Annotated in this window: 20 protein-coding genes; 6 read left to right on the top strand and 14 right to left on the bottom strand. The window is 63.1% G+C overall.

The features are described from left to right. Window positions 1–94: 94 nt before the first annotated feature. From phoU to FJ548_RS05255, 3 genes are all read right to left on the bottom strand, one after another. Window positions 95–820 (bottom strand): phosphate signaling complex protein PhoU, encoded by a 726-nt coding sequence (gene phoU / locus FJ548_RS05265; RefSeq protein ID WP_140691441.1) that lies wholly within the window; start codon window positions 818–820, stop codon window positions 95–97. A 114-nt stretch (window positions 821–934) separates the two neighbouring features. Continuing rightward, window positions 935–2200: an ATP-binding protein gene (locus FJ548_RS05260; RefSeq protein WP_140777182.1), complete on the bottom strand. Its 1266-nt coding sequence runs from the start codon at window positions 2198–2200 to the stop codon at window positions 935–937. Beyond that, complete coding sequence (locus FJ548_RS05255; protein WP_140607677.1) at window positions 2197–2436, bottom strand: hypothetical protein; 240 nt, start codon at window positions 2434–2436, stop codon at window positions 2197–2199. Before FJ548_RS05255 ends, FJ548_RS05260 begins: the two co-directional genes overlap by 4 nt. Between FJ548_RS05255 and ppk2 the strand changes: the two genes are divergently transcribed. Next, window positions 2423–3331, top strand: coding sequence for a polyphosphate kinase 2 (gene ppk2 / locus FJ548_RS05250; RefSeq protein ID WP_140777180.1), 909 nt, complete (start codon window positions 2423–2425; stop codon window positions 3329–3331). The genes FJ548_RS05255 and ppk2 overlap by 14 nt on opposite strands. 56 nt (window positions 3332–3387) lie before the next feature. Here ppk2 and FJ548_RS05245 read toward each other — a convergent pair whose 3' ends face one another. The 3 genes from FJ548_RS05245 to FJ548_RS05235 form a co-directional block, all read right to left on the bottom strand. Then, complete coding sequence (locus tag FJ548_RS05245) at window positions 3388–4152, bottom strand: enoyl-CoA hydratase-related protein (RefSeq protein ID WP_246678556.1); 765 nt, start codon at window positions 4150–4152, stop codon at window positions 3388–3390. Then, entirely contained in the window at window positions 4149–4787 is a 639-nt protein-coding gene (locus tag FJ548_RS05240; protein WP_140691435.1) for an acyl-homoserine-lactone synthase, read from the bottom strand. Before FJ548_RS05240 ends, FJ548_RS05245 begins: the two co-directional genes overlap by 4 nt. Before the next feature lie 117 nt (window positions 4788–4904). After that, complete coding sequence (locus tag FJ548_RS05235; RefSeq protein WP_140607680.1) at window positions 4905–5636, bottom strand: LuxR family transcriptional regulator; 732 nt, start codon at window positions 5634–5636, stop codon at window positions 4905–4907. A 294-nt stretch (window positions 5637–5930) separates the two neighbouring features. On the opposite strand from FJ548_RS05235, the gene FJ548_RS05230 reads away from it, so the two are divergent. Continuing rightward, a complete protein-coding gene (locus FJ548_RS05230) occupies window positions 5931–6755 on the top strand; it encodes a transporter substrate-binding domain-containing protein (protein ID WP_140765511.1) in 825 nt (274 codons plus the stop codon). A 41-nt stretch (window positions 6756–6796) separates the two neighbouring features. On the opposite strand, the gene FJ548_RS05225 is transcribed toward FJ548_RS05230, so the two are convergent. Then, window positions 6797–7210 (bottom strand): tellurite resistance TerB family protein, encoded by a 414-nt coding sequence (locus FJ548_RS05225; RefSeq protein ID WP_140607682.1) that lies wholly within the window; start codon window positions 7208–7210, stop codon window positions 6797–6799. A gap of 175 nt (window positions 7211–7385) precedes the next feature. Here FJ548_RS05225 and FJ548_RS05220 point away from each other — a divergent pair, with 175 nt between their 5' ends. Further along, complete coding sequence (locus FJ548_RS05220) at window positions 7386–9032, top strand: lysine--tRNA ligase (RefSeq protein WP_140777178.1); 1647 nt, start codon at window positions 7386–7388, stop codon at window positions 9030–9032. Here FJ548_RS05220 and FJ548_RS05215 read toward each other — a convergent pair. The 7 genes from FJ548_RS05215 to FJ548_RS05185 all read right to left on the bottom strand — a co-directional run bounded on the left by FJ548_RS05215 (window position 8998) and on the right by FJ548_RS05185 (window position 18255). Next, window positions 8998–9849 (bottom strand): thermonuclease family protein, encoded by an 852-nt coding sequence (locus FJ548_RS05215; RefSeq protein WP_348640878.1) that lies wholly within the window; start codon window positions 9847–9849, stop codon window positions 8998–9000. The genes FJ548_RS05220 and FJ548_RS05215 overlap by 35 nt on opposite strands. Window positions 9850–9858: 9 nt before the next feature. Further along, window positions 9859–10497 (bottom strand): helix-turn-helix transcriptional regulator, encoded by a 639-nt coding sequence (locus tag FJ548_RS05210; RefSeq protein ID WP_140777235.1) that lies wholly within the window; start codon window positions 10495–10497, stop codon window positions 9859–9861. Window positions 10498–10841: 344 nt separating this feature from the next. Continuing rightward, on the bottom strand, window positions 10842–13064 hold the full coding sequence (locus FJ548_RS05205; protein WP_140777174.1) for a 3-hydroxyacyl-CoA dehydrogenase NAD-binding domain-containing protein: 2223 nt from the start codon (window positions 13062–13064) through the stop codon (window positions 10842–10844). 13 nt (window positions 13065–13077) lie between these two features. Then, window positions 13078–14286, bottom strand: coding sequence for an acetyl-CoA C-acetyltransferase (locus FJ548_RS05200; protein WP_140607685.1), 1209 nt, complete (start codon window positions 14284–14286; stop codon window positions 13078–13080). Between the two features lie 86 nt (window positions 14287–14372). Further along, entirely contained in the window at window positions 14373–15542 is a 1170-nt protein-coding gene (locus tag FJ548_RS05195; RefSeq protein ID WP_140777172.1) for an acyl-CoA dehydrogenase family protein, read from the bottom strand. Window positions 15543–15658: 116 nt separating this feature from the next. Further along, complete coding sequence (locus FJ548_RS05190; RefSeq protein ID WP_140777170.1) at window positions 15659–17470, bottom strand: acyl-CoA dehydrogenase; 1812 nt, start codon at window positions 17468–17470, stop codon at window positions 15659–15661. 323 nt (window positions 17471–17793) lie between these two features. Next, window positions 17794–18255 carry a MerR family DNA-binding transcriptional regulator gene (locus FJ548_RS05185; protein ID WP_140777233.1) on the bottom strand — a complete coding sequence of 154 codons (462 nt, stop codon included), beginning with the start codon at window positions 18253–18255 and terminating at the stop codon, window positions 17794–17796. Between the two features lie 458 nt (window positions 18256–18713). On the opposite strand from FJ548_RS05185, the gene FJ548_RS05180 reads away from it, so the two are divergent. The 3 genes from FJ548_RS05180 (at window position 18714) to FJ548_RS05170 (ending at window position 24615) form a co-directional block, all read left to right on the top strand. Beyond that, a complete protein-coding gene (locus tag FJ548_RS05180; protein ID WP_140777168.1) occupies window positions 18714–22709 on the top strand; it encodes a peptidoglycan-binding protein in 3996 nt (1331 codons plus the stop codon). Window positions 22710–22900: 191 nt separating this feature from the next. Beyond that, window positions 22901–23824 (top strand): sulfite exporter TauE/SafE family protein, encoded by a 924-nt coding sequence (locus FJ548_RS05175; RefSeq protein ID WP_140691415.1) that lies wholly within the window; start codon window positions 22901–22903, stop codon window positions 23822–23824. After that, complete coding sequence (locus tag FJ548_RS05170) at window positions 23824–24615, top strand: TIGR02186 family protein (RefSeq protein WP_140777166.1); 792 nt, start codon at window positions 23824–23826, stop codon at window positions 24613–24615. The genes FJ548_RS05175 and FJ548_RS05170 overlap by 1 nt, the downstream gene beginning before the upstream one ends. Window positions 24616–24650: the final 35 nt, after the last annotated feature.

Raw genomic sequence — 24650 nt, 5'->3', positions numbered from 1 at the left:
CAGCCTCCCGAAAGCGTTGCCTCCATTGGGAACCAACAGGCTTACCTCGGGATAGTTTAGCGCAATATGATCAAGCGTTCGAGAGGAAGAGCGGTCACTTCACCGGCTGCGTTGCGGAAAGGCTGATCTTGTCCGTCTTGTCGCCCTTGGGCCGTTCGGCCGGCATCTGATCGCCGGTCACGATGTAGTAGATGGTCTCGGCGATGTTGGTGGCGTGGTCGCCAATGCGCTCGATGTTCTTGGCGCAGAACAGGAGATGCGTGCAGGGCGTGATGTTGCGCGGATCTTCCATCATGTAGGTGAGCAATTCACGAAACAGCGACGTGTACATGGCGTCGATCTGGTCGTCACGGTCGCGCACGAAGCCGATCTTGTCGACCGAGCGCGAGGCATAGACGTCGAGAACTTCCTTGAGCTGGGTCAGCGCCAGGTTGGCCAGGGCCTCCAGGCCACGGAACAGGCTGTTCGGCTGGCGGCCATCGGTGACGGCAACGACCCGCTTGGCGACGTTCTTGCCGAGGTCGCCGACCCGCTCGAGATCGGCGGAAATGCGGATGGCGCCGACGATCTCGCGCAGGTCCGTCGCCATAGGCTGGCGCTTGGCGATGATGACGATCGCCTTGTCGTCGATCTCGCGTTGCCCTTCGTCCAATACAACGTCGTCGCGGATCACCTTCTGGGCCAATCCCGGATCGGCATTGACCAGAGCGGCGACCGCCTGCTCGACCATGCGCTCGGCATGGCCGCCCATCGCCGCGATACGCTTCGACAGATATTTCAGCTCCTCGTCATAGGCGCTCATTATGTGCACGGACTGCATGGACGAAATGCCTTCCCACGGGTGTCTTGATTTTGAGTCGTTTCCTCGAATCCCCGCTGATACGCTAACGGGATGACAGAAAAAAGAAATGCTCTTGTGGAAAACTAGGGCGATTTAGGCCGTCGGCAAATGGACCGAGAAAGCAGCGCCTTTGCCGACTTCGGACTTGATCGTCAGCCTGGCGTTATGACGCGTCAGGATGTGCTTGACGATGGACAGGCCGAGGCCCGTGCCTTTCTGGGTCCGGCTCGTCTCGACATCGATGCGATAGAAACGCTCGGTGATGCGCGGAATGTGCTCCTCGGGAATGCCGGGGCCAAAATCCCTGATGGTCACGTCGATGCCGGGCTCGGCACCGTCATCGCCGTGCGCGATCGACACCACCACGCGGCCGCCCGACTGGCCATATTTACAGGCGTTTTCCAGAAGGTTTTCAAAGACCTGGAACAACTCGTCGCGATCACCCGGCACATTGAGCGGGCCCGCGGCGAAATCACGCTCGATGGCGACGCTGGTTTCCCCGGCAAGCGGACCAAGCGAATCGATGACGCTGTCGACGGTCTGGCGCAGGTCGACTTCGGTCCCCGGCTTCAGATAGGGCTTCATCTCCAGCCGCGACAGCGACAGAAGGTCGTCGATCAGGCGCGCCATGCGCCCGGTCTGGTTCTGCATGATCTGCAGGAATTGCTCGCGCGCCGCCGAATCGTTGCGGGCGGGTCCGCGCAGCGTTTCGATGAAGCCGGCGATCGAGGCGAGCGGGGTGCGCAATTCGTGGCTGGCATTGGCGATGAAGTCGGCGCGCATGCGATCGATGCGTCGCGCCTCGCTCTGATCCTTGAACACCAGCACATAGAGGTCGGTGCCATGCCCGACCGAGGACGCGCTGACCCGGTAAGCCCGCTCGACCGGCAGCTTCTCGGTATAGTCGACGACATCCGAGGCGATCGTGCCCGACAGCACGCTATCGAGCAGGGCCTGCATTTCCGGCGCCCGGAATTTCAGCGGCAGCGACAGGCCCGGCGCGATGCCGCCAAACGCGGCAAAGGCAGCGGCATTGGCGTGGACGATGGTGGCGGCACGGTCGAAGATGATCAGCGGGTCGGCGACGGCCGCCGCCAGATATTCGCCTGACAGGCGCTGCAGGCCGATCGCCTCGATTGCAGCGGCATTGTCGTCGGACTGGCGCATGCCTGCGGCCGGCAGGATCGCGGCCGCGAGCAACAGCAGCAGCGCCGGCACCAGCACGTAGGCGGAAAGACCGGCGAAGGCAAAGGCGATCAGAACCGCGACGACACCGGCCGCAAACAGCCAGCGGCCGTTCCACAGCCGGATCGCCATGGTTCGCATCACACCTTTCTGCTCCGCGTCCAGCTCAGTCATTCGCTCGCACGCCTGCGCCCCATGCCTTCCCACCGGGCGGTGGCGGAAACTTCCGCCGGACCGCTCCCGCGCATGATCCCGAAAATCGGGAATCGATTTTCGGAGAGGATCATGTGCAAAATCAAAAGTGCTACAGCGTTTTTTTGCGCGTCCAAACGGGATGCACGGCGCTGTGGTGGCTCCCAATAGCATGAGTCCGGATGGTTAAAAGGGTTCGTCTCGATGAAAAAAGCCAAGGAAGATTCCGCCGCGCCGACTTCAGGTCCGCTGAAAATCAGGATCGGGGGCGAGGAGCGGGAGTTCGATATCGAGAATCCCGAGCTTCCGGACTGGGTTGAGGACAACAAGCTGACCGCGGGCGGCTATCCCTACGACAAGAAGATGAAAAGCGAGGAGTACGATCAGACGCTTGAGAACTTGCAGATCGAACTGGTCAAGGCGCAGGCATGGCTGCAGGCGACCGGCAAGCGGGTGATGGCGCTGTTCGAGGGCCGTGACGCTGCCGGCAAGGGCGGCACGATCTTCGTGGTGCGCCAGTATCTCAACCCGCGCACGGCGCGCAATGTGGCGCTGACCAAGCCAACCCCGACCGAGCTGGGGCAATGGTACTACCAGCGTTATGTCGGCCACTTCCCGACATCGGGCGAATTCGTCACCTTCGACCGTTCCTGGTACAACCGCGCCGGCGTCGAGCCGGTTATGGGTTTCTGCACGCCCGAACAGCACGAGAAGTTTCTCGACGAGACACCGCATTTCGAACGGATGATCGTCAATGACGACATCCACTTCCTCAAATTCTGGCTGAATATCGGCCAGGAAACGCAGCTCGAGCGTTTTCACGACCGCCGCTATAGTCCGTTGAAGAACTGGAAGTTCTCGCCGATCGACATTGCCGGCATCACCAAATGGGACGACTACACCAAGGCGCGCGACACCATGTTCGAGCGTACCCACAAGGAATTCGCGCCATGGATCATCGTGCGCGCCAACGACAAGCGCCGCGCGCGGCTGGCGGTAATGCGGCGCATCCTTCTGTCGCTGCCCTATGAAGGGCGTGATCTCGATGTCGTTGGCAAGGAAGACAAGAAGATCATCGGTGAAGGATCGTCATTCCTTGGAAAGCAGGACTGACGCTTTCGCGCCGCGCGGATATTTGTCTGCGCGGCGCAATTTCCTGGCGCGATCGCTCAAGCCGCGAGCCGGGCAATGCGCTGCAGGCGCCGCAGCGTGGCGTCATCCTGCAGCGCCTGCTGGAACAGCGATATCTCCTGGTCGATGCGATCGCACAGCGCGTTGGTGTTGCCCTTGAGTAGGCCGCGCGTCTGCAGCAGGGCGGCAACCGGCTTCTTGGCGAGTTGCCTTGCCCGACCAAGCGCCGCCTCCTCCACGCTGTCAGGCACGATCTCGGCGACGAGACCAAGCGCCCTGGCGTCGTCGGCATGAAGCGTGTCGCCGAGGCAGAAGAAGCGGAAGGCGCCGGCATAGCCGAGCTTCTGTGGCGCCAGGATGCTGGTCGCCGCGTCCGGCACAAGGCCGAAATCGACGAACGGCACGCGGAACGTGCTTTGGCCCGAGGCGATCACCATGTCGCAATGGAACAGGATGGTGCAGCCGACGCCGACGGCATCGCCATCGACGCAGGCCAGGATGGGCTTGGGAAACGTCGCCAGCGTGCGGAACATGTCGGTGACGGCGGCGATCAGCTGCTGATGCTTGGTAGCATCGAGAAATTCGGAAAAGTCGCCGCCGAGACAGAAGCAGCCTGCGAGGCCTCGCAGCACGACGACACGCACCTCGTCATTGTCGACGGCTTCGTGGAACGTCCTGGCAAGGCTTTCATAGGCCCTTCTGTCGAGCACGGGCCGGCCGTCATTCGACGACACGGTGACGATCAGCGTGTGGTTGCGCAGTTCAGGTTGCGGGTGCAGGTCCATGGCCGTTTCCGATCTCATGACGCCCTCCTTTGCCCGAACATGTCAGGATATCCCCTGGCAAGAACCGGGGCATGGTGGTTGCGGCGCGAGCGCACCACATTCAGCGTGTGCTCATTGAAGGTGAGCAGCGTCGCCACGACCTGCTGATTGCCATAGGTGCGCTGATAGCCCAGCGGCGTCGCCAGGAAATGCAGTTGCAACGCGCGCAGGACCCACATCGGCTCGAACTCGATGATCACCTTGTCAATGCCGCGCTTCAGCCCCCATTCGACGAATCCGGCTATCAATTCGGTGCCGACGGTCGATACGCCGCGACGGCCATCGCGGAATCCGGGAGCCACCGCATAACGGGTCAACTCCCAGATGTTGGGACCCGATGGCGGCGTTCCTTCGGAAAGATCTGTTAGAACCGAGGTCAGCAGATGCGCCCGCGTGGTCGGCAACATCCGCTGATAGCCCGCGACTTCGTTGCCTCTGATGACGATCTGATGCACTGCCTCGTCATGATCGAATTGGTCGACCTCAAATCCGTCCGGGCGCCGCAGGTCCTCCCATCCCATCTCCTCGACAAAGATCTTGTAGCGCAGGCGATGGACGGCCTCCCAAAGGTCAGGACGTTCCATCAATTCGTGGGTTGTAAGACAAAAAAGCATCTGCCGTCTCCTGTGTTCAGAAGGATGATACGGCCGTGCTTCAAAGAGAAAATTGCGTGATCACGTAGGCGGAAGTTCGATCACGTAGGCGGGAAGTTCTAGGTCGGCACGGCCGATCTAGCTAATGTAGCCGCGTCTTATCGCTTCGGCGACAGCTTGAACTCTATTGACGGCACCGAGTTTGCTTTTGGCGTTAAGAAGATGTTTCTCCGAGGTGTGTTCGGAGATGCCGAGGATTTGCGAAATCTCCCACTCGGACTTGCCGACGGCGGCCCATTGCAGGCATTCGCGCTCGCGCGGTGTCAATTCGATATGGTCGATGGTCTTGCCGGCCATGGTGTGGAGTTGCATGGCGCGGCCAACGGCATAGGTCGAGACCAGCGACACCAGGCCGAACTGTGCCGCCGACAGTTCCACGGCCTCGCCGCCCAGCGATACCATGACGATCTGGCCATCAAGCGTAATCAGCGGGAAGGCCAGCCCATCGCGCAGCTTGAAAGCTCCGGCATCGCCCATCACTTCGCCGCTGCTCTTGTCGATGCGGATGTCCTGGGCCGCTTCCCGCCACTGGAACGGCGCCTGCAACTGCTTCATGTGGCTGACCACGGGATCGTGATCGACATAGTTGCGCGCGACGTAGCGCTCCAGCCATTCGACGGGCCAGTCGCAAAGCAGCACATGCTGCTTTTGCTGGCCTGTCGGCGTGCCCGGCTGCGGAACTGTGCCAGCCATCAGCGCTGTCAGGCCGTAGTCCGAGGTTATTCCCAAAAGCTTTTCGCAGACCGCAGCCGCCGTTCCGGCGTGCTGCAGCTGGTCTATGTATTCCAGCGTACGATCGAACTGACCCATCGCAACATCAACCCCATGTTGCCTTATGCATTGATGTCGATAGTCCGTGCCTTATCCACACTTTGCCACCGACCACGGATTGCAACGCGCTCCTTTACGGTTGTGGTTCTCGACTCCGGTCCCCCACCAGGGCAGCCACCGCTGTTTGCAAACGCTTCAAATCATATCCCGAAATCGGCGCGTTGAAATCAAAAACCATTGTGCCTGCATGATTTTCGTACCAGAACCGGCGCGAGAAGAGTGCGGCGGAGTTTTATCGTGGAGTTCCAATGGAGGTTCCCGGTCCTGGCTTCGATGCTGATCGCAGCGTTGCCGTTGGGCGTCGGGAGTATCGGCGCGCGCGCCGCGGAACCGCAGGTGCCGGTGTTGTGGGACGCCAAGGAACGTTTGCCCAAGCCTGACCTTTCGTCGCTGCCACGGCTGCGGTTCCTGACGACCACGGATTTTCCACCCTTCAATTTCCTCGACGGCGCGGGAAAACTGTCCGGGTTCCACATTGATCTGGCCCGGGCCATCTGCGCGGAACTTGACATCGTCGACAAATGCCAGATCCAGGCATTGCCCTGGGGCGAGCTCGAAGGGGCGCTCGAGAAAGGCGAAGGCGAAGCGATCATAGCCGGCATTGCCGCAACACCGGAATCGCGATCCAAATACGCCTTCTCGCGATCCTATCTGCAGTTTCCGGCACGCTTCATCACGCCGAAGACCAAGGCGCTCTCGGAACCGGTCTTCGCCAAGCTGCGCAGCAAACGCGTCGGCGTGCTCGCAGGCTCGGCGCATGAACGGATGCTGCGCGACTATTTCGATACCGTTCAGATCGTTCCGTTCGACAAGCCCGAAGAGCTCTACAACGATCTCAAGGCGGGCAAGATCGACGCCGCCTTCGGCGACGGCATGCGCTTCGCCTTCTGGCTGGGCGGTTCGGACGCAGCCGGTTGCTGCCGCTTTGCCGGCGGCCCCTATCTGGCTCCCGAATATCTGGGCACGGGGATGTCCATCGCCACCCGGGTGGACAATCCGGCGCTGGCGGCAGCGCTCGATTACGCGCTGCAGGAGATTTCGATGAAAGGCACCTTCGCCGAATTCTACCTGCGCTATTTCCCGGTCAGCTTTTTCTGATCCGGTCCCGGTCAGCTTCTTCTGATCCGTGATGCTTGCCGTCAGGTGAGCGTTCGCAGCCTTGCCTTGGCTGCCCGGGCGATTGCCGCGACGGTCAGCGTATCGAGATCGAGCTCACGGCGGATCAGCTGCAGCACCCGCACCTCTTCCAGGCGCATTTCGAGATCGACGGCGGCGACTTCGAAAGCAGCCGCGTAAGCCGTGTCGCGAAGGCGCTCCGGCAGGGCCTCGGCAATTTGGGCCAGCACGCCCTCCAGGCCATCCTTTTCATGCAACAATTTCTGACAAGCCTGGGCAACGGAAACCAGCCGGTCCTGCTGGAAATCCTGGAACACCGGCCATGAGCGGACGACATCGCCGATCCTGGCAAGTTCGACGTCGGTCATGTCGCGATCCGAGGCCGAAGTGATGACCATCAGGTAGATCAGGGCCTCATGCGGGGTCGGCGATGGCATTCTTTGCTCCTTGAACGGGCTCCGAAGGTAGGAACGGAGGCCAAAGGCCGCAAGGAAAAAGCGCCGCAATCGTTGACGCTCCGGCCACGCGCGCCTAGAGACCGATTTGAAAACCCCTTGCTCCGGCCCGTCTTCTTCGAATTTGCTGGGCCGGCAATAACTGGAAAACAGGACCATGGCGGGATCAAACATCATCGATCTCAATCCCGAACTGCTGGCGGCCGCCGGTGAGAGCAAGGCGTGGCCGTTCGAGGAAGCCAAAAAGATCATCGAGCGCTATAAAGGCGCCGACTTTCCCGAAACGATCCTGTTCGAGACCGGCTATGGCCCGTCCGGCCTGCCGCATATCGGCACGTTCGGCGAAGTGGCGCGCACCTCGATGGTGCGCCATGCCTTCCGCGTCCTGACGCAGGACAAGGTCGCCACCAAGCTGCTCTGCTTTTCCGACGACATGGACGGCATGCGCAAGATACCCGACAACGTGCCGGATCGCGCAGCGCTGGAGCCGTACCTGCACAAGCCGCTGTCTTCGGTGCCCAATCCGTTCGGCGGCGACTATGCGAGCTTCGCCGACCACAACAACGTGATGCTGTGCCGCTTCCTGGACACGTTCGGCTTCGACTATGAATTCGCCAGCGCGACCCAATACTACAAGGCCGGCCGCTTCGACGCGATGCTGCTGCGCGCCGCCGAACGCTATGACCAGATCATGGCGGTGATGCTGCCGACGCTCGGGCCGGAGCGGCAGGCGACCTATAGCCCGTTCCTGCCGATTTCACCGAAGAGCGGCCGCGTGTTGTACGTGCCCATGAAGCACGTCGACGCCAAGGCCGGCACCATCACCTTCGACGACGAAGGCACCGAAACCACGCTGCCGGTCACCGGCGGCAGGGTGAAGCTGCAGTGGAAGCCGGATTTCGGCATGCGCTGGGCAGCGCTCGGCGTCGATTTCGAGATGTTCGGCAAGGACCACCAGACCAATGCCGTGGTCTATGACCGCATCTGCAACATACTGGGCGGACGGGCGCCGGAGCATTTCGTCTATGAATTGTTCCTGGACGAGAACGGCCAGAAGATATCGAAGTCCAAGGGCAACGGCCTGACCATCGACGAATGGCTGACCTATGCGCCGACCGAGAGCCTTGGGCTCTACATGTACCAGCGGCCGCGGCAGGCGAAGAAGCTCTATTTCGACGTCATTCCGAGGGCGGTGGACGAATATTACACCTTCCTGGCCGCCTATCGGCGGCAGGACTGGAAGGAGCGGCTGGGCAATCCGGTCTGGCACATGCATGACGGCAACCCGCCTGCCATCGACATGCCGGTGCCGTTCTCGCTGCTGCTCAACCTGGTCAGCGCCTCCAACGCCCAGAACAAGAGCGTGCTGTGGGGTTTCATCTCGCGCCACGTGCCGGGCGTGACGCCGGCGACCCACCCCGAACTCGACAGGCTGACGGGTTATGCGATCCGCTACTTCGACGATTTCGTGAAGCCGACGAAGACTTTTCGCGCCGCCGACGATGTCGAGCGCGAGGCGCTGGAGGCCCTGGAAGCGGCACTTGGCGCGCTGCCGGCGGACGCCAGCGGCGAAGCGATCCAGAACGCCTCGCTCAACGTGGCGCGCAAGATCGAACGCTATCAGGATCACTCCAAGCAGAGCCCGGAAGGCGGCCCCGGCGTTTCGGGTGCCTTCTTCCAGATGATCTACCAGATACTCATCGGCCAGGAACGCGGTCCGCGCTTCGGGTCGTTCGCCGCGCTCTACGGCGTCGCCGAAACCCGCGCGCTCATTCAGAAGGCGTTGGCTGGCCAGCTGGTTTGAGGGCGCCACCGTCCTCTTCGAGGATCGAGCCCGGCGCCTGAGGCGCCGGGGCCGACGCGGCGGGCTCCGCCGGCATGCCGGCAAGGTTCGGCGCCGATCCGAAGATACCCTTCTTCCTGCTGCGCGCCTTTTCGCCGGCATCGACATAGGGCCCGCCTTTTGTGGCGCGCGCCCAGCCGTTTTCGACCAGCCATTGACCGACATCCTGCTTGCCGATCCGGCATTCCGCCGCGACCCGGTCGCGTCCGCCTTCAGGCGGCACCATGCAAACCACAGCGCGGCCGCGCAGGAAGGCGCGGAACGCCGTGCGGGCACGGATGCCGCACGGCCAGGATTTGCCGTCGCTGGTGCAGGTCTCGTCCTGCCGGACCACATCGATACCGGAAACCGCGACCGAATAGCCTTTCACCTCGATCAGCCCGGCAGCCGGCGCCACCGGCTGGAACAGCTTCGTGCCGTTCCAGTCGTCAGGCATCTTCGGCTTGGGCGGCATGGCGAGCGCCAGCTTGCTCAAGGGCTGGCGCGGCTCGACCCGCTCAAGCTCTCCGGTCGGCAGTTCCGGCGGCGCGACAATTTCGGGGTCGATCGCCCGCGAATGCACCGCCGGCTTTGGCGGCTGGGCGGCAGGTATGGCGGAGGTGGCCGGTTCTTCAGGTACCGTCCTGGCGTCATCTTGTGCGACCGTATCGGTACCAGGATCGATCTGATCCACTGTGACCGCGCTTTCGCCGCCTTTCAGCCTATGGCCGCCGGCAACGACCAACGCCGCCATCACCGGGACCATCAAGACCGCCAAGACAAGATGGGGGAGCCGCACCGGCCTGACCTACTGGCTTGCCCAGACAATCCGCGCCACCCATTCGACATCGCGCATGGGAATGTCGCGGTCCGGGTGATCGGGATTGAGGGAGACCAATGAAATCGACTTGACGGTCTGGCGTTCGAGCACCTTGGCCATCACCTCCCCGGCCGTGGTCTTGACGACGACGCGATCGCCCTTGCGGGTGGCCGCGCCTGGCTCGACGATGAGGACGTCGCCATTGCGGTAGAGCGGCAGCATGGAATCGCCCTGCACCTGCAGCGCGTAGGAGCTTTCGGTCGATTGCGCCGGCAGTTCGATCAGATCCCAGCCCTGCCCCGCTGGAAAGCCGGCATCGTCGAAGAAGCCGCCGGCGCCGGCCTGGGCGAAACCAAGCAACGGCACGGAGCGCCTGCGCGTGGGCGCGGCACCGATGCGGCCTTCGATCAGTCCGGTGAATTCGTCGAGCGAAGCACCCGTCGCCTCGATGATCTTGGCGAGCGACTCGGTCGAAGGCCAACGCGGCCGGCCGTCGGAGGACAGACGTTTCGACTTGTTGAAGGCGGTCGAATCGAGCCCGGCGCGCCTTGCCAGGCCCGAGGCCGAAAGCGAATAGCGCTCGGCAAGAGCATCGATGGCGGCCCAGACGCGGTCGTGCGAGAGCATGTCGTGCTCTCCTTCGAGACAGGAAAAAATGCCTTTTCCTTCTAGTCCGCGAACGCCGGTTTGTCCACCGATGGCGCAGGCGCGCCGCACCTTGCCGCCGGCCGCGGAAATTGGCTTGCGGCGATCAATTGGCCGCCGTGGCGAGGCCGCGCAGAGATGCGATATCATGAAAATCCGTTCCGCCTGCGTCGGCGGTCGCGGAACCGCGGCGCGACCGAGCGCCGCGATGTCGGTCGACAGGCAGCGAAAGGCCAGCCGGCTTTCACCGCCTACCACATAGGGACCACGGCTGCGTGCCATGGCCAGCATGCGCGCCATACGCGCCCAGACATACGTCTCCCGCGTCAGGCGGCTTGCTTGACGTCGCCCTTGGCGTAGGGATCGAAGCGTTCGTAGAAGGTCTCGCCCTTCTCGGCCATGTCGATGAGCAGCTTGGGCGCCTTGAACTCGGCGCCGTACTTCTTCTGCAGACCCTTGGCGATCTTGACGAAACGCTTGGCGCCGATGCCGTCAATGTAGGACAGCGCGCCGCCGGTGTAGGGCGCGAAGCCGAAGGCCAGGATCGACCCGACATCGGCCTCGCGCGGATCGGTGACGATGCCCTCTTCCATCACACGTGCCGCCTCCAGCGCAATGGTGACGAGCAGGCGCTGCTGCAACTCCTCATAATCGACCTTCCCGGGCGCAAGCTGCGGATAGAGGTCCTTGAGGCCGGGCCAGAGCTTCTTCTTGGCGGGCTTGGCGGGATAGTCGTAAAAGCCCTTGCCGTTCTTGCGGCCGAAGCGGCCGTGGTCGTCGACCATGATGTTGATCAGCGCCATCTGCCTGGGGTCGACGGCAGCCTTGTCGCCAAGGTCCTTGATGGTCTGCTTCATGATCTTCTGGGCAAGGTCGATCGCCGTCTCGTCGGTCAGCGCCAGCGGCCCCACCGGCATGCCGGCGGCCTTCGCCGCATTCTCGATCATCGGCGCGGGCACGCCATCGATCAGCATTTTGTAGGCTTCCGACATGTAGCGCAACACGCAGCGGTTGACGTAGAAGCCGCGCGTGTCGTTGACGACGATCGGCGTCTTCTTGATGGCGCGGACGAAATCGATCGCGGTGGCCAGCGCCTTGTCGCCGGTCTTCTTGCCCAGGATGATCTCGACCAGCATCATCTTGTCGACCGGCGAGAAGAAATGGATGCCGACAAAATTCTTCGGCCGTGCGGAGTTCTTAGCCAGCGCGGTGATCGGGATGGTGGACGTGTTGGAGGCGAAGATCGCCGACGATTTCAGCACCGCTTCCGCCTGTTCCGTGGCGCTCTTCTTGACGGCCGAATCCTCGAACACCGCCTCGACCACCAGGTCGCAGCCGGCGAGGTCGGCATAGTCTGCGGTCGGCGTGATCAGCGACAAAAGCTTGTCCTTCTCTTCCGGCTTGGCGCGCCCCTTCTTCACCTGATCCGAAACCAGACTGTCGGAATGCGCCTTGCCCTTCTCAGCCGACTCCATGTCACGGTCGAGCAGCACCACAGAGATGCCAGCCCTGGCGGTGACATAGGCGATGCCAGCGCCCATGAAGCCGGCACCGAGGATGCCGATCTTCTTGAACTTGGTTTCCGGCACGCCGGCCGGGCGGCGCGCGCCCTTGTTCAGTTCCTGCAGAGAGACAAACAGCGAGCGGATCATCGCCGCCGCTTCCTTGGTCTGCATGATTTCGGTGAAATAGCGCTGCTCGATGCGCAAGGCCGTATCGAACGGCACCAGCAAGCCTTCGTAGACGCATTTCAGGATCGCGGCGGCGGCCGGATAATTGCCATAGGTCTCGCGGCGCAGGATGGCGATGGCCGGCGGCCACAGATTGAAGCCGGCGGGCGAATAGATCTGGCCACCGGGCAGCTTGAAGCCCTTCTCGTCCCACGGCGCGACGGGCTTCAGGCCGTTCCTGATCATCGCCTTGGCGGTCTCGACCAGCTTGGCCGGTTCGGCGATCTCATGGATCAGGCCCATCGACTTCGCCTTCTGCGGCGACAAGTTCTGGCCGGAGGTCAGCATCTGCAATGCCTGCTGCTGATCGGTCAGCCGCGGCACGCGCTGGGTGCCGCCGGCGCCGGGGAAGATGCCGATCTTCACTTCGGGGAGCGCCATCCTCACCTTGTCGGAGTCGGCGGCGACGCGGCCATGGCAAGCGAGCGAAAGCTCGAAAGCGCCGCCCATGCAGGTGCCGTTGATTGCCGAAACCCAGGGCTTGCCGGAGGTCTCCAGCTTGCGGAACAGGCCGGTCATATAGCCTGCGTTCTCGAACAGCGCCTTGGTGGCCTTTTCGACATCCTTGCCCTTTTCGGCGGCGAAGGTCGTCAGCATCTTCTGCAGCATGGTGATATCGGCGCCGCCGGAGAAGGTGTCCTTGCCGGAGGTGATCACCGCGCCCTTGATGGCGGCATCGCCCGCCACCTTGTCGACGATGGCGTTCAACTCGCGCATGACCTCTTCGGTGAAGACGTTCATCGAGCGATCCGGCATGTTCCAGGTGACCAGCGCAATGCCGTCGGCGTCAATGTCGAGGGTGAAATTGGTGTAGCTCATTGTTCTCTCCCCGTCAGACGCGTTCGATGATCGTTGCGGTGCCCATGCCGGCACCGATGCACAGCGTCACCAGCGCGGTGTTGAGATCACGGCGCTCGAGTTCGTCCAGCACCGTGCCGAAGATCATGGCGCCAGTAGCGCCGAGCGGATGGCCCATGGCGATGGCGCCGCCATTGACGTTGATCTTGTCGTGATCGATGTCGAAGGCCTGCATGTATCGCAGCACCACCGAGGCGAAGGCTTCGTTGAGCTCGAACAGGTCGATGTCCGACAGCTTCATCTTGGCACGCTTCAAAAGCTTCTCGGTGACATCGACCGGACCGGTCAGCATCAGCACCGGCTCGGAGCCGATATTGGCGAAGGTGCGGATGCGGGCGCGCGGCTTGAGGCCCATCGCCTTGCCGGCCTTCTTGGAGCCGAGCAGCACGGCCGCTGCGCCATCGACGATGCCGGACGAATTGCCGGCATGGTGGACATGGTTGACCTCTTCCACTTCCGGATGCTTCTGCACGGCGACCGCATCGAAGCCGCCCATTTCGCCAGGCATGACGAAGGACGGGTTGAGCGAGGCCAGCGACTGCATGTCGGTCGAAGGCCGCATGTGCTCGTCATGGTCGAGGATGGTCAGGCCGTTCTGATCCTTGATCGGGATGACCGAGTTCTTGAAGCGTCCGTCCGCCCAGGATTTGGCGGCGCGCTTCTGGCTTTCGACGGCATAGGCATCGACGTCGTCCCTGCTGAAACCGTATTTGGTGGCGATCAGGTCGGCCGAGATGCCTTGCGGCACGAACCAGCCGGGCAGGCCGACCGAAGGGTCCATGAACCAGGCGCCGCCGGAGGCGCCCATGCCGACGCGCGACATCGATTCGACGCCGCCGGCAATGACGATCTCGTCGGCGCCCTGCGCGATCTTGGCGGCGCCGAAATTGATGGCATCGAGACCCGAGGCGCAAAAGCGCGAGATCTGCATGCCGGGCGCCTTGGTGTCGTAGCCGGCCTCGAAGGCGGCGGCGCGCGGAATGACCGACCCTGCTTCGCCGACCGGATCGACGCAGCCGAAGATGATGTCGTCGACTGTGCCGGTGTCCAGCCCATTGCGGTCGCGTAGCGCTTCCAGCGTCTTGGCGGCAAGCCGCACCGCGGGCACCTCATGCAGCGATCCGTCCTTCTTGCCCTTGCCGCGCGGCGTGCGCACGGCGTCATAGACATAAGCGTCACTCATTTTTGTTGCTCCTTGGGTTTATCGAACGGCTTTGGACTGATGCATGTCGATCTCCCAAAACCGGGACCACTTTTGGGCGACATGCATTAGAGCGAGCGTCCGATCAGCAATTTCATGATCTCGTTGGTGCCGCCGTAGATGCGCTGGACGCGAGCGTCGCGGAACATGCGGGCGATCGGGTATTCATTCATGTAGCCATAGCCACCGTGCAATTGAAGGCATTCGTCGACGACTTTTCCCTGCAGGTCGCTGAGCCAGTACTTGGCCATCGAGGCCGTCACCGGATCCAGCCCGCCATTGATGTGGCGGGCGACGCAATCATTGTAGAAGATACGGCCGATCGTGGCCTCGGTCTTCAGCTCGGCCAACTTGAACTGGGTGTTCTGGAAGTCGATGATCGCCTTGCCGAAAGCCTTGCGCTCCTTGACGTAGTCGATGGTCAGCGCCAGCGCCCGCTCGATCATGGCAATCGCCCCGGTGCCGATCTGCAACCGCTCCTGCGGCAATTGCTGCATCAGCTGAACGAAGCCCTGCCCTTCCTCATGGCCGAGCAGATTTGAGGTCGGCACGCGCACGTCGTTGAAGAACAGCTCCGACGTGTCGTTGGCCTTGAGCCCGATCTTGTCGAGGTTGCGGCCACGCTGAAAGCCTTCGACCTCGTCGGTCTCGACGACGATCAGCGAGGTGCCCTTGGCGCCCTTTTCCGGATCGGTCTTGGTGACGACGATGATGAAATTGGCCAGTTGCCCGTTGGTGATGAAGGTCTTGGAGCCGTTGATCCGGTACTGGTTGCCGTCCTTCTCGGCCCACGTCTTGACGCCCTGAAGGTCGGAGCCGGCGCCGGGCTCGGTCATGGCGATGGCGCCGATCAGCTCGCCGGTCGCCAGCTTCGGCAGCCATTTCTTCTTCTGCTCTTCCGAGCCGTAGTGAAGGATGTAGGGGGCGACGATCGAATTGTGCAGGCCGATGCCGAAACCGTCGACGCCGACATGGCCGATCGCCTCGATGATGGCGCTCTCATGCGCGAAGGTGCCGCCGGAACCGCCATATTCCTCCGGCATCGAGGCGCAGAGCAGGCCGGCCGCACCGGCCTTCAGCCAGCTCTCGCGGTCGACCATTTCGTTCTTCTCGAACTCGTCGTAACGCGGCGCGATCTCCTCCGCCATGAATCGGGACGCCATGTCGTAGAGCATGCCGACCTCGTCCGCCGCCCAGGCGGGCTTGGGGAGGTTCAGGATTTCCGCAGGGTTGGTCATACGATGATAGTCCTCTCAAGGCACATCAGCGGAATTGAGGTCGGCGCGCGGCACGGGCGACCCTCCCGACCCTTCGGGCCACCCTCCCCTCAAGGGCAGGGGGACGCCGAGCATTTCTAGAACGCTTCCGCCGGCAGCGCCATCAGCGTGTCCGCACCACTCGAAATACGGGCGAGGTGCGCCGACGTTTCGGGCATGATCCGCTCCATGAAGAAATGCGCCGTCACGACCTTGTTGTCGTAGAAGGCCCCCGTATCTTCATGCAAATATTGGGATCCGTTGGCGCCTGTCTTGCCCTGCGCTGCCTTGGCCATCTGCGCCCACATGTAACCCAGCGCCACAAGGCCGAAGAGATGCATGTAGTCGGTCGAGGCGGCGCCGGCGTTGTCGGGCTTGGCCATGCCATTCTGCAGCAGCCATATGGTCGCCGCCTGCAGATCGTTGAGGCCCTTCTTCAACGCCTTGGTGAACGGCGCCATCCTTTCGTCGGCACGGTTTTCCTCGCAGAATTCGCCGACCTCCTTGAAGAAAGCCTGCACCGCGCGGCCGCCATTCAGGCCGAGCTTGCGGCCGACGAGGTCAAGCGCCTGGATGCCGTTGGCGCCTTCATAGATCATGGCGATACGGGCATCGCGCACGAACTGGCTCATGCCGTGCTCTTCGATATAGCCATGGCCGCCGAACACCTGCTGCGCCATGACAGCATGGTCGAAGCCCTTGTCGGTGAGCACGCCCTTGACCACCGGAGTCAGCAGGCCGGTGTAGTCGTCAGCCGCCTGACGGTCCTTGTCGTCGCCGGAGCGATGCGCGATGTCGGACTTGATCGCCGTCCACAGCGCCAGCGCGCGGCCGGCCTCGTTGAACGCCTTCATAGTCATCAGGCTGCGGCGGATATCGGGGTGAACGATGATCGGGTCAGCCTTCTTGTCCGGAGCCTTCGGCCCCGACAGCGAACGGCCCTGCAATCGGTCCTTGGCATAGGAAACGGCATTCTGGTAGGCAACCTCGGAGATCGACAGCCCCTGCAGGGCGACACCGAGCCGTGCCTCGTTCATCATGGTGAACATGGCCTTCAGGCCGCCATTCACCTCGCCGAGCAGTGTGCCCTCAGCCTCGTCATAATTCATGACGCAGGTCGAATTGCCGTGGATGCCCATCTTCTTCTCGATCGAGCCGCAGGAGAGCGTGTTCCGTTCGCCCGGATTGCCCGATGCGTCGAGCTTGAGCTTCGGCACGATGAACAGCGAAATGCCCTTGACGCCTTCCGGCGCGCCCTCGATGCGGGCCAGCACCAGATGGACGATGTTGTCCGACATGTCGTGCTCGCCGGCCGAGATGAAGATCTTCTGACCAGAGATCTTGTAGGTGCCGTCGCCGTTCGGCGCGGCCCTGGTGCGCAGCAAACCAAGATCGGTGCCGCAATGCGGCTCGGTCAGGTTCATGGTTCCGGTCCACGCGCCCTCGACCAGCTTCGGCAACCACTTGGCCTTCTGCTCGTCAGTGCCATGGGTGATGATGGCGGCGATCGCGCCCTGCGTCAGTCCCGGATACATCATCAGCGCCATGTTGGCCGACACCATGTATTCGGAGACCGCCTGGTGCACCACGTAGGGTAGCCCCTGGCCGCCAAACTCGGCCGGTGCCGCGAGCCCCATCCAGCCGCCTTCGCGATACTGGTCGAACGCTTCCTTGAAGCCCTTGGGCGTCGTCACCGAGCCGTCGTCGTGACGAACGCAGCCTTCCATGTCGCCGATACGGTTGAGCGGGTGCATGACGTTCTCGGCGAGCTTGGCCCCCTCGGCGAGGATCGCCTCCAGAACATCGGGCGTGGCATCGGAAAATCCGGGAAGGTTCGAATAACGCTGATAGCCCAGCACTTCGTTGAGTACGAACAGCGTATCCTGGACCGGAGCCCTGTATGTCGGCATGCTTTTTCTCCACCCTGCGGACCTGGTCCGGAAGCCCCGAAGTCATGTCAGGGCAGCATACGGACCCGTGTTGGAGCCGGGGATAGCAAAAATTGACGTTTGCGTAAACGTCAATTCTTCGCTGTGACAAGATTTCCGCACTCTGCGAAGCAATGAGCCTGGCGGGACGGGTATGATGCCGGCCAGCGGCCAACATCTCGGGAGGTCAGGGCGCGGTCTAAGAAAAACAAAAAAGCCGCGCGGCACGGCCACGCGGCTTTGATCGTCGGGATCGACTAATCGGAAGCGGACGGAAAGCCGCTTCACACCGTGTCGGAAATTGCTTAGCTGGCGACGCTCGCCTGCGGCGTGGCCCGTTCGGCCAGCATCTGGCGCACCGCCGTCATCGAGCCGCTCAGTTCGTTGATGGCGTCGTCAATCAGCGCCCGCTGCTTCTGCAGGCGGGCAAGTTGCTTCTCCGACTTGTCCAGCGCCAGACGCAACTGCTTGGTGTTGGAACCGGTCGGATCGTAGAGGTCCATCATCTGCTTGACGTCGCGCAGCGAGAACCCGACCTTGCGGCCGAGCAGGATCAGCTTCAGCCGGGCCTTGTCGCGGCGCGTGTAGAGGCGGGTCGAACCGTCACGCTGCGGGTTGAGCAGGCCTTTGTCTTCGTAGAAGCGCAGCGTGCGCAGCGTCACACCGTATTTCTTGGCCATTTCGCCGATGCGGGCGAGATCCTCGCCGGCTTCGACAGGTATATTGTTGGTATTGGCCGCGGTCTCGCCGGCCGAGATAAGCTTCATGGTCACTGGCTTCCCCGTTGGTGGCGTCGCGGTCCCGGACCATGCGTCGCCGGACTGGAAGCGGGGGCCTGCTTCCAGTCGTGGTTTCGACAAAACAAAATCGCAAACAGCACGCCTGAAGGCGCCCTTTACGTTTACGTTAATTCTATACCGATAGCCGCCTTATGACGCAAGGGCGTTCTGTGATCGGTGCTTTATGCCGCACTGCGGGCAGCGATAGCCAATTTCCTTCCAACTTCTTAAGCTTGGTTAACGCGTTGTTTACCACGTTGGGCGAAATGTGCGCGTGTCGGCTACGCGTGTTTATCCTGTATCGAATTTCTCACGGTTTTTCGGAGCGCGGGTGAAACCCCGGGAAGCTAGTCTTCCGCCGTGGCATGGAAGCGCGGTCGCCTTCGTTCCGGCAGGGACTTGGAGAGCTGGTCGCAAGCCGGCCAATCTGAAAGACGGACGCACCGATGAACAGCAAGCGGTCCTACCTCGATACACTCAACGCCGGCAGGCAGCGCAGGCCACAGACCACGCTCGAGCAACTGAACCGCTCGCTGGAGACACTGGAACAGCGACTGGGGCAGACGCGCGAGGAGGTGACGGCGCGTCCCGCTTCCCGCCAATACGGCGCCGACCCGCGCTATCCCGCGACCGAGCCACGCTATCCCGCCGCCGACCCCCATTATCCAGCCGCCCAGCCAACCGGCCAGCAGCGCTGGTACGAGGATCCGCAGCCGGCGCCGCGGCCGCAGAACCCGGCGCCCGCCCCTGCCCCAGACCAGAACTACCAGGCCATCGCCCGCGACATCGACCGCGTGCGCGGGCAGGAAGACAGCATCGCCATGGTCGGCAAGATCGCCGGCGAACTGCGCGGCATGCGCGAGGAGCTGCGCCACCAGATGACGGCAGGGCTGCAGCGCGAATTCGATGCGCTGCGCAAGGATATCGACCGTGCCTTCCAGTCGAACTCCAGGCCCGGCGCATCGGGCAAGGGCAGCGCCGAACTCGGCATCGAATTCGAACGGCTTTCCGGCGCCATCAAGTCGCTGTCGGAAAAGAGCGACGACAGAAGCGTCAACCTGCTGCGGCTGGAGCTCGAGCAGGTCAAGACCGCGCTCGAGACATTGGCGCGCGAGGAGAGCGTGCAGAAGGTCGACCGCCGCTGGGACGATTTCGACCGCCGCTGGACGGCTTTCGAAGACCGAGTCGATGCCGACCAGCGCAAACGCTCCGACGATCCCGCCCTTGCGGGCCTGACCGACCGGCTGGAGCAGATCAGTGATGCCGTCAACAATTTGCCGGAATCGCTGTCGCTACGCTCGCTGGAGGAAAAGGTCCACACACTTGCCAGCGCCGTCGATCATTTCGCCAGCCAGCAGGACAATCGCAGCGGCGACACGCTTGCCATGATCGACGAGCGGCTGGACGAAATTTCCCGTGCCATCGTCGCTTCGACCGTCGCGCCGGTCGATCATGAAGCTTTCGAGCGCATCGAGAAGCGGATCGACTCGCTCGCCCGGCAGATCGAGGAAGTAGCACAGGACCATCCCGGCAACGCGGTCATGGATCGCCTGAGCACGCTGTCCAACCGGGTCGACGAACTGGCCGGTCGTGCCAACCTGCCCGAACAGGCGATGGAACGGCTGGCCAAACAGATCACGCTCATCGCCGACAAGATCGACCAGGCGCCGGCCATGCCCGACGCCGACTATATCTTCCATGGGCTGGAGCAACGCTTCGACGTGCTGTCCGGCATGATGGAACGCCGCCAGGGTGACGCCATCGAGCAGGGCAACATGCTGTTTCGCGATCTCGAGCGCCGGCTGGACGAAGTTGCCGATCGGCTCGACCAGCGCATGATGCCGCAGGTCGACAGCGCCGGCATCATGGAAGCCATCGACGCCCGCTTCACCGCGCTCGCCCAGCGCATGGAAACGCGCGTTCCCGATCCTGCCGGCGAAGCGGCGATTCGTGGACTGGAAAGCCGGCTCGAGGACATTTCAAGCCGGCTGGACGCATCCGCGGCCCAAGTGGCCGGCATCGATCCGGCGCTGATCCGCAGTCTGGAGGCGCAGGTTGCCGGCCTGTCGGCTCACCTGTCCAAGCCCAGCACGCCTCTGCCAGAATTCGAAGACATCAGCCCGCGCCTCGACGAAATCGAGAAGGCGCTGGCGGGAACCCGCGATTCCATTCTCGGCGCGGCACGCGAAGCAGCCGAGAATGCGGTGCGGTCGCTGGCCGGTTCGAACGCCAACACGACGGCCGTTTCAGGCCTCGCCCAGGACCTGAAGACGCTGGAAACGCTGACGCGGCGTTCCGACGAGCGCAATTCGCGGACATTCGAGGCCATCCACGATACGCTGCTGAAGATCGTCGACAGGCTGGGTTCGCTGGAAACCAGCGAACCGTCCGAAGCGGTAAGCGAGCTCCTGGATGCCGCGCCGGTGGATACGAGCGGCTGGCGAGGCACACGGCGGCCCAAGATGGCCGTGAACGCGCCGTCGATGAACATGGACGAACCGCTGCCGCTGAGCGGTGACTTGGCCGATCTCGACGCGCGTGGCGCGGCCATATCGCGCGGTGAACCTGCTTTGCCCGGCGAGCCGGTGGTGCATGCAGACACGCGCCTGCCACGCGGGCCGGGCGCCCGCACGCCGGCGGAGGCCGCCGCCGCCGCCGCCATGGCCGCACTCGGTTCCGACACCATCGCTGAGAAGGATCAGCCGGCTGGCCGCAAATCGTTGTTCGGCGGGCTTGCACGCGCCTTCAAGAGCAAGAAGGCGGCGGATGTTCCGCCACTGGCCGGCTCGGCGCCGAGCGCCGAGATCCCGAGTGTCGATCTCGACGAACCGCTCGACCCGAAAATGGCTAACCGCCCGCTGGAACCCGGCTCCGGCGCACCCGACCTCAATGCCATCATGAAGCGTGTGCGCGACGAGCGGGCGCAACCGGCAAAGCCCAGTGAAAGCGATGCCGCGAAATCGGATTTCATCGCGGCCGCCCGGCGCGCCGCCCAGGCCGCCGCAGCCGAGGCGGACGCCTTGAAGCGCCAGTCGACCATGAAAGGGCCGGTGAAGGCACTGAGAATCGGCGACCTGCTCAAGGCGCGGCGCAAGCCGATCCTGATGGCTGCGGCAGCGATCATGCTGGCGCTTGCCGGCCTGCAGCTCGGCAAGGCGTTTCTCTCGGATCCCGCCCAGGTGGCAAGCAACGACGCGACCCCGATCATCACCGCGCAACCGGTGCAGACGGCATCCGTCGACACGGCGAGCCAGCCGAAGACTCAGCCGGCGGCAACGGACAGCGCGCCTGCCCGCCCCATCAGGCAGGCCGAACCCTCCGTTCCGGCAAGCAAGGATGACATGATCGCGCAGACCGCGCTCGCCATGCCGTCGGACACGGACGCGATGGCGAATACGGCGCCGGCGGCGGAACCGACTGCGGCATCCGCGGCCTCGACCACGTCTTCCGGCCCGAGCGCCACCGTCTCCGAGGCGATGGCTTCGGCCGCTCCGGCGCCAACCGCGCCCGCCATGCCAATGGCGACCACCGACAGCACCGTCAAGGACGGCACCGGAGGCGTTGCGCCGGCGGCGGCCATAGCTAGGTACGACATTCCGGCCGATGCCGGCCCCGCCGCGCTGCGCGATGCCGCCGCTGGCGGCGACGCCAAGGCGCTGTTCGAGATCGGCTCGCGCTACGCGGAGTCGCGCGGCGTCAAGGAAGACATGGCGGCGGCCGCCAAATGGTATGAGAAGTCGGCTGAACTGGGCTTCGCGCCGGCCGAATACCGCATCGGCAATTTCTACGAGAAGGGCATCGGCGTCACGCGCGACATCAAGAAGTCGAAGACCTGGTACCAGCTCGCCGCCGAGCAGGGCAACGCCAGCGCCATGCACAATCTGGCCGTGCTGTTCGCCATGGCGGCGGATGGGGTGACCGACAATGAATCGGCTGCGCACTGGTTCCAGGAGGCCGCCGACCTCGGTGTCAAGGACAGCCAGTTCAATCTCGGCATCCTCGCCGCCAAGGGCGTCGGCATGAAGCAGAACCTCGAGGAATCCTACAAATGGTTCGCCCTTGTCGCCAAGACCGGCGACAAGGACGCTGCCGCCAAACGCGACGAGATAGCCAATGCGCTGCGGCCCGAACAGCTGGAGCGCGCCCGTGCCGCGACCGAATTGTGGAAGGCCAAGCCGCTCAACGCGGCGGCCAATTCGGCCGACATTCCCGAATCCTGGCAGGAGGGCACGCCGCAGACGACCGCCGGCATCGACATGAAAAAGGCGGTCAAGAACATCCAGCTGATCCTCAACAAGAACGGCTACGATGCCGGCGGCGCCGATGGCGTCATGGGCGACAAGACCAAGACCGCTATCATCGCTTTCCAGACCGATAACAAGTTGCCGGCGACCGGCGCCGTCGATGAAAAACTGGTCAGGGCGCTGCTGGCGCGCAAATAACGGAAGAAGCGTCGTTTCCGCGATGCCCCCGCCACACATTTGCCTGTTAACTGATTGAGATATTTTTTGTTTCGGCGCGGTGGCGGGGTTTGACCCCACCGCCGTTTCGGCGCAAGAAAAAATTGGCTTTTCGGTGCGAGACTGCCGCAACGGCTGTATTCGCCGACAGGCAAACTGATCGAGACTGACGGGTGGGCATCTATCTCCCGATTGCGGAAATTTCCGTCAACGTCTTCGTGCTGCTGGCCATGGGCGCCGCGGTGGGCTTCCTGTCGGGCATGTTCGGCGTCGGCGGCGGCTTTCTCATCACACCGCTGCTGATCTTCTACAACATTCCCCCGGCGATCGCGGTCGCCACCGGCGCCAACCAGGTCATCGCCTCATCCTTCTCCGGCGCGCTGTCGCACATGAAGCGGGGGACGCTCGACTTCAAGCTTGGCGGCGTGCTGCTGGCCGGCGGCATCGTCGGCTCCACCGGCGGCATCTTTGTCTTCGGTTTGCTGCGCCGGCTGGGTCAGCTCGACCTGTTCATCTCGCTGCTCTACGTCGTGCTACTCGGCACCGTCGGCGGGCTGATGCTGGTCGAAAGCGTCAATGCCCTGCGCGCCACGCGCAGCGGCGCGGCACCGGTGCTGAAGAAATCCGGCCAGCACAACTGGATCCACCGCCTGCCGCTGAAGATGCGCTTCAGGGCGTCGAAACTGTTCGTCAGCGTCATCCCGGTGCTTGGCCTCGGTGCCGCCATCGGCTTCCTGTCGTCGATCATGGGCGTCGGCGGTGGCTTCATCATGGTGCCGGCGCTGATCTATCTGCTCAAAGTGCCGACCAATGTCGTTATCGGCACTTCGCTGTTCCAGATCATCTTCACCTCCGCCTACACGACGCTGGTTCACGCCACCACCAACCAGACCGTCGATGTGATGCTGGCCTTCCTGCTGATGGCCGGGGGCGTGGCCGGCGCGCAATATGGCGCCAAGGCCGGCCAGCGGCTGCGCGGCGAGCAATTGAGGGCGCTGCTGGCGCTGCTGGTGCTGGCCGTGGCGATCCGGCTTGCCATCGATCTGTTCGTCACGCCGCCCAATCTCTATTCGCTGTCCGGCGCGGGTCTCAACTGATGAGGGGGGTGGGGACGCTCGCAACCGCCATCTTCCTGTCCTTGCTTGCGCCAACCACGCCGGCGAGGGCACAGACGCCGCCGATAGAAAGCATCCAGATCGGTCTTTCCACGGACAATGTCTCCATCACCGCCGGTTTTTCCGGCGCCGACCTGACCATCTTCGGTTCGCTGGAAAACCCCGATCCGCTGGTGGCGCGCCAGGGTCGCTACGATGTCATCGTCGTGCTTGAAGGGCCACCCAAGCCGGTGGTGGTACGCCGCAAGGACCGGGTGCTCGGCGTCTGGATCAATCTGGAATCCGAGACCTTCGAGAACGTGCCGGTCTCCTATTCGGTGGCGACGACACGACCCCTGCAGGACATCACCGAACCGAACAGCTACAGGCAGCTGTCGCTCGGCGCCTCCAATCTCTACATGCAGCCTGTGGACGCCGGCGACAGCCCGGCCACGATCGAGGAATTCACCGCGGCCTTGCGCGAGCGCAAATCGGCGACCGGCCTCTACAGCGAGAACGTCGGGGGCGTTCAGTTCCTGTCGCAGAACCTGTTCCGCGCCACTGTCCGGCTGGCGCCGAACGTTCCGGTCGGCACCCACAAGGCGCGCGCCTTTCTGTTCAAGAGCGGCCTGTTCATCAAGGAAAGCTCGGCACAGCTCGAAATCCGCAAGTCCGGCTTCGAACAGTCGATCTTTCGCGTCGCCCATGACTATTCCTTCCTCTATGGCGTGTTCGCGATATCGCTGGCCATGGTGACGGGCTGGCTCGGAAGACTGGTCTTCCGCAAGGACTGAGACGTCCAAAAGGGGTTTCCCTTTCCCGCGTCATG

The sequence above is a fragment of the Mesorhizobium sp. B2-4-17 genome (genome assembly GCF_006441275.1).
Lineage (GTDB): Bacteria > Pseudomonadota > Alphaproteobacteria > Rhizobiales > Rhizobiaceae > Mesorhizobium.
Note: the sequence above shows the minus strand (reverse complement) of the source record. Positions and strands in the feature narration are given on the sequence as shown.

Excerpts from the sequence above, each read along its gene's own strand:
- phoU (WP_140691441.1), bottom strand. The coding sequence starts at position 820 with ATGCAGTCCGTGCACATAATGAGCGCCTATGACGAGGAGCTGAAATAT.
- FJ548_RS05260 (WP_140777182.1), bottom strand. The coding sequence starts at position 2,200 with ATGACTGAGCTGGACGCGGAGCAGAAAGGTGTGATGCGAACCATGGCG.
- ppk2 (WP_140777180.1), top strand. The coding sequence starts at position 2,423 with ATGAAAAAAGCCAAGGAAGATTCCGCCGCGCCGACTTCAGGTCCGCTG.
- FJ548_RS05245 (WP_246678556.1), bottom strand. The coding sequence starts at position 4,152 with ATGAGATCGGAAACGGCCATGGACCTGCACCCGCAACCTGAACTGCGC.
- FJ548_RS05240 (WP_140691435.1), bottom strand. The coding sequence starts at position 4,787 with ATGCTTTTTTGTCTTACAACCCACGAATTGATGGAACGTCCTGACCTT.
- FJ548_RS05235 (WP_140607680.1), bottom strand. The coding sequence starts at position 5,636 with ATGGGTCAGTTCGATCGTACGCTGGAATACATAGACCAGCTGCAGCAC.
- FJ548_RS05230 (WP_140765511.1), top strand. The coding sequence starts at position 5,931 with ATGCTGATCGCAGCGTTGCCGTTGGGCGTCGGGAGTATCGGCGCGCGC.
- FJ548_RS05225 (WP_140607682.1), bottom strand. The coding sequence starts at position 7,210 with ATGCCATCGCCGACCCCGCATGAGGCCCTGATCTACCTGATGGTCATC.
- FJ548_RS05220 (WP_140777178.1), top strand. The coding sequence starts at position 7,386 with ATGGCGGGATCAAACATCATCGATCTCAATCCCGAACTGCTGGCGGCC.
- FJ548_RS05210 (WP_140777235.1), bottom strand. The coding sequence starts at position 10,497 with ATGCTCTCGCACGACCGCGTCTGGGCCGCCATCGATGCTCTTGCCGAG.
- FJ548_RS05205 (WP_140777174.1), bottom strand. The coding sequence starts at position 13,064 with ATGAGCTACACCAATTTCACCCTCGACATTGACGCCGACGGCATTGCG.
- FJ548_RS05200 (WP_140607685.1), bottom strand. The coding sequence starts at position 14,286 with ATGAGTGACGCTTATGTCTATGACGCCGTGCGCACGCCGCGCGGCAAG.
- FJ548_RS05195 (WP_140777172.1), bottom strand. The coding sequence starts at position 15,542 with ATGACCAACCCTGCGGAAATCCTGAACCTCCCCAAGCCCGCCTGGGCG.
- FJ548_RS05190 (WP_140777170.1), bottom strand. The coding sequence starts at position 17,470 with ATGCCGACATACAGGGCTCCGGTCCAGGATACGCTGTTCGTACTCAAC.
- FJ548_RS05185 (WP_140777233.1), bottom strand. The coding sequence starts at position 18,255 with ATGAAGCTTATCTCGGCCGGCGAGACCGCGGCCAATACCAACAATATA.
- FJ548_RS05180 (WP_140777168.1), top strand. The coding sequence starts at position 18,714 with ATGAACAGCAAGCGGTCCTACCTCGATACACTCAACGCCGGCAGGCAG.
- FJ548_RS05170 (WP_140777166.1), top strand. The coding sequence starts at position 23,824 with ATGAGGGGGGTGGGGACGCTCGCAACCGCCATCTTCCTGTCCTTGCTT.